An 8,941-nucleotide genomic window follows, 5' to 3' on the forward strand; every position below is an offset into this window, starting at 1 on the left:
ATGGTAATGGCCTTGGTCTGTTTCAGTGGGGGTTATCCGCAGTTCGAGCAGTCGCCGCCGGAACAGCCTGCACAGCCGGAAGAGGGCGCGGACGGGGTGGACGGCGTGGAGCCGCCTCCGGCATCCGGGGCAAAACCGCCAACCTTTGACCGGACCGCGCTCATGAGCTTGCCGGTGTTGGCGGATGCACATTTGGGACAGGGGGGGCATTCGTCGCGGTCAAAGACGAGTTCCTCGAACTCCTGGCCGCAGTCGTCGCATTTGTATTCGAATATGGGCATGGTGTGCTCCAAAACAGTAAATTTGTGCCGAATCCGTTCGGCAGAGGGATTCCATAGCTGAAAAGGTGCGGACTGGCAACGTTGCGGCCCGGCATCGACCAAGGTAAGTCTGTTGTAGGCCATGTCCAGACCTTTGGTCTCAAAACACTGCTTTACACGCGTGGTCACAGGTGGAATACTGGAAGGGTAGACAAGTGCCCTGTGATCAAGCAGCCAGTACCGGTGATGAACATGGATGACGATTTTTTTGCACTGCATTTGGATTCCGGAGTCGGAGAAGGCGGAAGTCCGCCTCCTTCCGGTTGGTCCTACCTGGCAGAGGGCCGGGTCAGGTGCGTTTTTTCCACCACGAGACGCGGGCGCAGCAGCCAGACATTCTGGTTCGTGGAGCAGGCGGGGCGCGACAAGTTCAAGGCCAGGCCGCTCAACGATCGCCATATCCCTTCCCTCGATGCCGTGTCCGTCTCCGCCGCGGATCTGACCGGCGACTACACTCCCGAGCTGGCCTATTTCGAGGAACTGGTCATCCCGGCCATGCGCGCCCAGGGCGGGAAAACGAATATTCAGGCCAGCACCATCGACGCCAACGTGGTCAACGCGCTGTTCGGACTCGGATTGGTGTATCTGAATCGCCATGAAACGGATCGGGCCAGGGAACTGCTCGGCGATCTGGTCAGGCTCAAGACGGACTTTGAAGGCAAGAATCAATTTTTGTTTAATGACTTAGGAATCGTGCTCAGAAAGAGCGGGCTGTATCCCGAAGCCATCGCCTTTTTTTCACGCGCCCTTGAATATGTGGGTGACGACGAGAACCTTTATTACAATCTGGCCCGTGCCCATTACGAGAACAATGATTGGGAAAAATGTCTGGAATATCTCATCCAGTCTCACAGGCTCAATCCCGAACTTGAATCCACCAGGAACCTTTTCGGGGTCATGATCGGACTTGATGAGCGTACGGCCCGACTTGAACGGTACCACAAGCCCCCGGTGCCACCCCATGTGGCCTCGCGTGCCCGGCAGATCCTGGCTGCCGGAACCGGCAGGCTGAAGTTGGACGAAGGTTTGATGGGGGTGCCCATCGAACCGGGCCGCGCCCGGTCAGGGAAGGTCGGCACCATCGAAATCAAACGGCACGGCCGCGACGATTGACCCGCATTCCGATGGGCAGTCCCGCTTTTTCCGACTCCGGCCCGAAATCATGTGTTCTGATTTCGGGCTGTTTTTCCCTCTAAAGGACTTGTTGCAAGCCTCCGATAAGAAGGTGAAGTTCAGGGGTGGGAAAGGCCTTTCGGTCGTTGGGCCGGAACCGGCTTTTCTCTTATGATGGCGTTTGGTGTCTGCGGGAGCCACTTTGTAAAGTGCGTGGGCGCATTCCGTGCCGGTCACACCATCACCGTCTCTGGCCAGTGTCAGGGGAAGACATGGGCCGGAGCGGATGGGGCCGGACTGGGAAGGGTCCGCAAAAGGTATCCCATGACACAGGACAGGAACGTTTCCCCGGACGGCCGGGACAGATTGCATCGTATGTCCGTCCAGGGCCATGCAGGTCAGGTCTGCTGCATATTCTCCTCTGCGAAATCCCACCATCCTGGTCAGGGGACCACCCTGCGCGGCCACGGCTCGGTGCACTACTGGCTTGTCCGGCAGGTGGGGAAATCCGCCTATGCCGTCCGCGGCGTGGACGGCGACTTTCTTCCCTTCGGCAGTGAGGTGTCGATTCAGGTCGAAGAGTTGCTTGCACTGTATTCTCCCGAGGTCGCGGTTTTTGAAGACCGACTTGTGCCAGCGGCCTCCCAGGGAGAATATTTGGTTGAAGGCGGTCGGGGACAGGGGGTAAGGCGGTCGGTCATTCGGATCGACGAGGCCAATGTGCGCGCCCTGTTCCGGTTGGCGCAGGAATACATCCTGGCTCGTCGGGTGTCCAAGGGGAAGACGCTGCTCAACGAGCTGCTCCGGCTCAAGACGCCTTTTTCCGGAAAAAACCAATTCCTGTTCAACGAATTCGGCATCAGCCTGCGCAAGATCGGATTCCCCGAGGGCGCTGTCATCTGTTACCGCCGGGCATTGCAGCATACTGAAGTGGACGACCATCTCTACTACAACCTTTCCCGGGCCTATTACGAGCAAGGCCAGTGGTGGGACTGCATGACCGCGCTCGTCCGGTGTTTCGAGTTGAATCCGGCCATGCCCCTGGCCCGCGATCTGCTGGTGCTCATCTCCGCCCTGGCCGGGAATCCGGCCCTGAGGGTGCGCTACGGCAAGCCGCCGGTCCCCACCGGTGTGGCCCGTCAGGCCGGTCTGCTGTGCGAATCGACGTTTACCCATGACGCCGGGGCGCGCGCCCGGGCCGAGGCAGAGAGCCTGGAGGCCGAGGAACGGGATGCGGCCACCGAAGGGCAGGCCGATGCAAATCTGTGGTTGCCGGGGCGGGATGCCGTGGGGGTGTAGGCGGGGAATACGGGAGACGAACACAGCCGCAGCGGGTCTCCGCTGCGGCTGTGTTCTTTAGGCTATTTCAATTTTGCCAGGGGCCAGATTTCATCCACCTTTTCAATGGTCTTGATGGTGATGCGCTTGAGCAGCTCCTCAGGAACCTCGGCCAGATCCTTCTTGTTCTGTGCCGGGATGAGTACCCTGTTCATGCCGCGTGAGACCGCAGCCAGGATCTTTTCCTTGATGCCGCCCACGGGCAGGACGCGTCCGCGCAGGCTGATTTCGCCGGTCATGGCCAGGTCGGGGCTGACCGGCGTGTCGGTCAGGGCGGAGATCAGGGCCGTGACCAGGGTGACGCCTGCGGACGGGCCGTCCTTGGGCGTGGCACCTGCCGGGACATGGACATGGATGTCCAGGTTCTCGGCGAAGTTGGGGTCAATGCCGTAGGAATCCGCCCTGGCGCGGGCAATGGACAGGGCAGCCTGGGCCGACTCCTTCATCACATCGCCGAGCTTGCCGGTCAGGATCAGCTTGCCCTTGCCGGGCATGGTGGTCACTTCGATATGCAGTATCTCGCCGCCATACGGGGTCCAAGCCAGGCCCACGGCCACGCCCGGAGGCAGGGTGGGCTCTTTCTCGTCGTCCAGGAAGCGCGGCGGACCGAGCAGCTTGTACAGGTTGCCGACCGTGATCTTGAACGGTCCCTTGTCGCCTTCGGCCTTTTGACGGGCCATTTTGCGGCACAGGGTGCCGATCTCACGTTCAACGTTGCGCAGTCCTGCTTCGCGGGTGTATTCCCGCACCACCTTGGCCAACAGCTTGTCGGAGATGGTCAGCTCATTTTTCTTGAGCCCGTTCTCTTCGATCTGGCGGGGGAGGATATAGCGTCGGGTAATGACGGTTTTTTCCTGTTCGGTGTAGCCCGGAATGCGGATGACTTCCATGCGGTCCATGAGCGGGCCGGGTATGGAGTCGAGCATGTTGGCCGTGCACACGAACATGACCTTGGACAGGTCAAAGGGCACGTTCAGGTAGTGGTCCGTGAACGAGAAGTTCTGTTCCGGGTCCAGGACCTCGAGCAGGGCCGAGGACGGGTCGCCCCTGAAGTCGGAACCCAACTTGTCGATTTCGTCGAGCATGATCACCGGGTTGCGGGTGCCGCATTGCTTGATGGCCTGGATGATGCGGCCGGGCATGGCCCCGATGTATGTACGCCGGTGGCCGCGAATCTCGGCCTCGTCGCGCATGCCGCCCAATGACATGCGGTGGAATTTGCGGCCCAGAGAGCGGGCGATGGACCGGCCCAGCGAGGTCTTGCCCACGCCGGGAGGCCCCACGAAGCAGAGGATCGGCCCTTTCATCTTGGGGTTGAGCTTGCGCACGCTCAAATATTCGAGGATGCGTTCCTTGACCTTTTCGAGGTCGTAATGGTCGTCGTTGAGGATGGACTCGGCCTTCTTGATGTCCAGCCGGTCGCGGGAAAGCTTTTTCCACGGCAGTTCGGTCATCCAGTCGAGATAGGTGCGGATTACCGTGGCTTCGGAGGATTCGGCGTGCATGGAGTCCAGGCGGCGGAGCTGCTTGAACGCCTCTTTCATCACGTCCTTGGGCATGCCGCTGGTGCCGATGCTTTTCCGCAGCTCGTCCATCTCTTCGGATTCGTCGCCTTCATCGCCCAACTCGCGTTTGATGGCCTTTATCTGCTCGCGCAGGTAGAAGTCACGCTGGGCCTTGTCCATGCCTTCCTTGGCCATGGTCTGGATCTTGTTCTGCATGGAGGCCACTTCCACTTCCTTGAGAAGCTGATCGCTGACCAGCTCAAGGCGCTTCATGGGCTCGACACATTCCAGTATCTTCTGGGCCGCTTCCACCTTCATGCGCAAATTCGAGGCGATGAGGTCGGCCAGCCGTCCCGGTTCGGACACGTTGTTGAGCACGGACATGATGTCCTGGCTCGATATGCCGCGCAGGGAAAGAATGCGTTCGGACTGCTCGCGGGACGAGCGGACCAGGGCCTCCTGCTCTGCGGTCAGGGTGCCGATTTCCGGCTCGATGAGCGGCTCCAGTTCTGCGATGTGGTATGGATCGCTGGAAGTGAACCGTTTGACCTTGGCCCTGGCCAGTCCCTGGACCAGGACCTTGAGACGGCCATCGGGCATTTTCAGCATGCGCATGATCATGCCCACGGTGCCGGTCGTGTAGAGTTCGTCCGGGCTGGGATCCTCCACGGCCTCGTCCTTTTGCGTGAGGATGAGGATGTAGCGATCGCCGGAAAGGGCGGCGTCCACTGCATGGACGGATTTTTCCCGGCCCACGAAGAGCGGCAGGATCATGTAGTTGAAAACCACGATGTCGCGCACGGCGAGCACCGGCAGTGTCTGTGGGATGTCCGCCGGGTTCGGGCTGGGCATGTCGTCGCCGTCGCCGAACAGGGAACCTCCCGACTGGGCTGTCAGGGCTTCGATGATGTCCGGCAATGCCTCGCTGGCTCCGCCTTTGCCGGGTTTTGACGGCCTGGATCGGCGGGCTGGGGATTCGACGCTATCTGTACCCGGTTTCCTGCGCTTGATGTGCGACGGTCGGATAGGGGTTTTGTTCTTTTTTTTGCTCAAGGGTATATCCTCTGATTTGTGTGAAAACAGACGGTGTTACCCAAATATGTCGTCAATCCGGGTTGGCAAGTATATTATTAATGTAAAATATGTGTTTTTAGGGGAGGGGTTGCCTGCGAGAGGAGAGAAGGTCAGCGGCGTATCTCAAATGAGGGGAGGAGGGCGTCAACATCCGTCCGCTTGATGTCGATTCCGCTTACTCGCGCCAGGGGCGGACCTTGTTTGAGCCGCGTCTCGAACTGGTCGAGCTGATCCGGTTTGCCCTGGGCCAGGGTCTCGACCGAGCCGTCGGGCAGGTTTCGAACCCATCCTCTAATGCCGATTTCAAAGGCCACTTCCCGTGTCCAGCCACGGAACCAGACGCCCTGGACCTTGCCGTGCACGATGGCGTGAATCTGCTGCATCTACAGCCTCCCGGCCTCGTTGAAACTGTAATAGTCGTGGTCCGTGACGATGATGTGGTCGCGGACCGCTATATCCAGGCTCTTGCACGCCTCGGCCACCATGGCGGTGAGCAGCGTGTCCTCGCCCGAAGGCTGGGCACTGCCGCCCGGATGGTTGTGGACCAGGATGAGATTGGTTGCTTCCAGCCGGAGTGCGGCGACCACGACCTCGCGGGGGAAGATGGCCGTGGCATTGGTCGTGCCCCTGCTGATCTGCTCCCAAGATATGACACGGTTCTTGGTGTCCATGAAGACCACCCAGAATTCTTCGGTGCCCTTGCTGCCGAGCCGGGCCATGGCGGCCTTGGCCACCGCTTCCGGGTCGGTTACGGATTCGCCGCGGCGTGCCGGGGCTTCGCCCAGTCGGGCATAAAGCTCCTGGAGCAGCACCCATTGTGCCTTGGTGGATTCGCCCACGCCCTTGATCGTCTCGATCTGGTCGGGACGGGCCATGACAGCGTCCTTGAGGGAACCGAACCGGGCGATCAGTTCCTTGGCCAGGGGTTTTGTATCCCGGCGGGGCAGGGTCAGGGCAAGGAGCAGTTCCAGAATTTCATAATCGGCCAGTCCCCGGCTGTTGTCGGCGAGTTTGGCCTTCAGGCGCTGGCGGTGGCCGGTGTAGTGGGGGGCGTCTTGTGTCATGATCAGTGGCGGCGGAGTTGTTGTTTTGGTCTGAACAGATCGATCAGCCCGGCCATAAGCATGTCCAGGGCCTCTTCATACTTGCGTTCGCCGGTTTTGAGCGAGAGTTCGGCTTCCATGGCCAGATCGATCATCCGGGCCACGCCCGCTGCGCCCAGCCGTTTCGCCACAGGGGCCTTCTTCTGCAGCATGTAGGGGTTTCCGGCAGGTTTTTCGCCGTGGGCGAGCATCCAGTACATGCGCGCCTGGCTGGCCAGAAAACCGATCAGGTTGAAGAGCATCTGATCCTTGGCGGATTTGGAATGGTCGTCGATGACCCGCTTCCAGACAGAGGCCTCTGCACCGGGCTGGCCCAGGGCATCCATGAGGTCGAAAAAAGGCATCTCGCCGGTCCGGGCCACCAGGGAGACGTGCTCCTTGCGCACCACCTTGGCGTCACCTGCGGCCAGTTCGATCTTGTCCAGTTCCAGCCGGGCGGCAACGGCGTCCGTGGGCAGGGCATGGGTCAGTGCCTGTCCCGCGCCCGGCTCGAAGGTCAGTCCGGTTTTTGCGGCCCAGCCCTTGACGAAATCCGTCAGGGAACGTTGATCCAGTCCTGGAGATTCCCATATCCATCCTTCATTCTTGGCCTTTTTGAACAGGCCTCGGCGGGACAGGGCCGGCGGGATAGGCGCTTTCTTGCCGCTCCATGCTCCTTCCAAGCAGAAAAACGGATAGATGTCGCTGCCCAGCCCTTTGACCGAGGCGTCGAGTTTGTCCCAGTAGTCCGCCTTGAGGGTGTGGGCGCGGCGCAGGATGAGCGCCTTGGGTTGCGGGAACAGTGATTTGATGGTCAGGTCGGTCCAGAAGGTCTGGGGAAGCGGTTCTTCGTCGTCGGCCCAGAAGGGCTTGCGTTCCCACCCGTCCTGGCCGGACGTTCTGAGGCGTTCGTCGATCTGGGCCTTGAGGAGCTGGGGGTCCGGGCAGACGAGGAAGAAAAATCTTGGGCGTGTCATAGCTATGCGGGCTGCCTAGTAGTTTTGGGACATCTGGTCGGCCAGTCGTCTGATGCCGAGGCGGGTGACTTCCATGTCCGCTTCCTCTTCGTCGCCGGTGAAGAAGGGCCAATCCTGATTGATCAGGCTTGACCGCCACAGCACGGAATCGTCCGTGGTGGAACGGATGGTCGCCTCGAATTGGAATATCGCCACGGAACGCAGGGTTTCGTCATATTCGCCAGCCACGGCGGTGGGCCGGTTGTACCGTTGTATGTCGATGGAAATGACCGCATCCGCACCGGCCTTTGTATCCACCCACGTAATTGAACCCCGGTTGTTCAATTCGTCGCGCAGCAGCTTGCGTACGCGCGGTTCCAGCCACGACAGGGTGGTCGGATTGGAAATTTTTCCCACGGCAATGGTCCGGTATTCGGGCGCGAGGACGGATATATCGCCTTCGCCAAAGGAATAGCCGCCGCATCCGGCCAGCATGAGCAGTATGAAAAGCGTAAAATAACGAAGAGGGGACATTTGGTTCTCCAAGGCAATTCAGTGATTCGGGGCATGGTAATGGGAATCCGCGCAAAGGTCCACACCATGCAGTGCGGATTCGGGCCGATTTTATGTTTTGCGGCTTGACCTGTGTCGGGACTTGCGTGAAAACCGGCCTTGAAGCATCAACCCGCAGGGAGAAAATCATGTCAGGTGCAACTGTTCTTGTCGTTGTGGATGTCCAGAATATCATGTTCGAAACCCCCGGATACGAGCCTTTCGAGGGCGAGCGTGTCCTCAAGACCATTGCAGGTCTTATCGCTGCGGCCAGGCATGGGCACGTCCCGGTCTACTATATCCAGCACACCACCGAGGGCGCGGGGTCCGATTTTGAAAAGGATTCTCACAATTGGCTTATCAGACCGGAAATCGCCCCGAAGAAAGGGGACCATATTACATTTAAAACTTCCTACGATGCTTTCTGGAAGACCGATTTCGATGCCAATCTGAAGCAGCTTGGCGCAAGGAAACTCGTCTTTTGCGGTTTGCAGACCGAGTGCTGTGTGGATACCACGGTGCGCAGTGCCCTGGCGCACGGTTATAAATCCGTGCTGGTGGGCGATGCGCATACTTCGTACGACAATGGCGTGCTTACGGGGGGGCAGATTGTGGCCCACCACAATCAGACGTTGCATCGGCGGTTTTGTACGGTGATGACGGCGGAGAATGTCTGTTTCGACTAACCGGATTGATGAGATAAGGGAGGCCGCCCAGGGGGCGGCTTCTTGTTTTGGGATGCGCGCCTTTGGCGCGAGAGGCATTGTTTGGGGCTTGTAGCCCCAAAGGCATTCCATGTCCTTTTTCGCGGATGTGTGCGTATTCCCCTTGCAGCAAGTTTGAAGAAGAGCCGTCGCTCATCGCTCCTCCATGTTTTTTTTCTGCCCTCCCGGCGGGGTTCTTTTTTGGCTGAGCCGCCCCAAAAAAGAACCAAAAAAATGCGGCTTTGGATTTTGGCCGCCCGGTGATCGGCGGCAAGAAGCTGATCGATTCGGGGTGGC

The 8,941-nt window shown here is 59.6% G+C and carries 9 protein-coding genes; 3 read left to right on the forward strand and 6 right to left on the reverse strand.

What is annotated here, in order from left to right:
* Positions 1-32 precede the first annotated feature (32 nt).
* A complete protein-coding gene (locus DWB63_RS15175; RefSeq protein ID WP_128329707.1) occupies positions 33-281 on the reverse strand; it encodes a zinc ribbon domain-containing protein in 249 nt (82 codons plus the stop codon).
* 231 nt (positions 282-512) lie between these two features.
* Between DWB63_RS15175 and DWB63_RS15180 the strand changes: the two genes are divergently transcribed.
* Positions 513-1,433 carry a tetratricopeptide repeat protein gene (locus DWB63_RS15180; RefSeq protein WP_164879912.1) on the forward strand — a complete coding sequence of 307 codons (921 nt, stop codon included), beginning with the start codon at positions 513-515 and terminating at the stop codon, positions 1,431-1,433.
* Positions 1,434-1,646: 213 nt separating this feature from the next.
* Positions 1,647-2,732: a tetratricopeptide repeat protein gene (locus DWB63_RS15185; RefSeq protein WP_128329709.1), complete on the forward strand. Its 1,086-nt coding sequence runs from the start codon at positions 1,647-1,649 to the stop codon at positions 2,730-2,732.
* 62 nt (positions 2,733-2,794) lie between these two features.
* Here the strand turns inward: DWB63_RS15185 and lon are convergent, their stop codons facing one another.
* The 5 genes from lon to lptE form a co-directional block, all read right to left on the reverse strand.
* Complete coding sequence (gene lon, locus DWB63_RS15190; RefSeq protein ID WP_206613181.1) at positions 2,795-5,329, reverse strand: endopeptidase La; 2,535 nt, start codon at positions 5,327-5,329, stop codon at positions 2,795-2,797.
* A gap of 131 nt (positions 5,330-5,460) precedes the next feature.
* Positions 5,461-5,733: an acylphosphatase gene (locus DWB63_RS15195; protein WP_128329710.1), complete on the reverse strand. Its 273-nt coding sequence runs from the start codon at positions 5,731-5,733 to the stop codon at positions 5,461-5,463.
* The gene (gene radC / locus DWB63_RS15200) at positions 5,734-6,414 is read right to left on the reverse strand and encodes a DNA repair protein RadC (RefSeq protein WP_128329711.1); all 681 of its coding nucleotides are present in this window, start codon (positions 6,412-6,414) and stop codon (positions 5,734-5,736) included.
* A gap of 2 nt (positions 6,415-6,416) precedes the next feature.
* Positions 6,417-7,409, reverse strand: a complete 993-nt coding sequence (locus tag DWB63_RS15205; RefSeq protein ID WP_128329712.1) for a DNA polymerase III subunit delta — start codon at positions 7,407-7,409, stop codon at positions 6,417-6,419.
* Between the two features lie 15 nt (positions 7,410-7,424).
* Positions 7,425-7,922 (reverse strand): LPS assembly lipoprotein LptE, encoded by a 498-nt coding sequence (lptE, locus tag DWB63_RS15210; RefSeq protein ID WP_128329713.1) that lies wholly within the window; start codon positions 7,920-7,922, stop codon positions 7,425-7,427.
* Positions 7,923-8,089: 167 nt separating this feature from the next.
* On the opposite strand from lptE, the gene DWB63_RS15215 reads away from it, so the two are divergent.
* On the forward strand, positions 8,090-8,626 hold the full coding sequence (locus DWB63_RS15215; protein WP_164879913.1) for an isochorismatase family protein: 537 nt from the start codon (positions 8,090-8,092) through the stop codon (positions 8,624-8,626).
* Positions 8,627-8,941 lie beyond the last annotated feature (315 nt).

The sequence above is a fragment of the Pseudodesulfovibrio sp. S3 genome (assembly GCF_004025585.1).
GTDB lineage: Bacteria > Desulfobacterota > Desulfovibrionia > Desulfovibrionales > Desulfovibrionaceae > Pseudodesulfovibrio.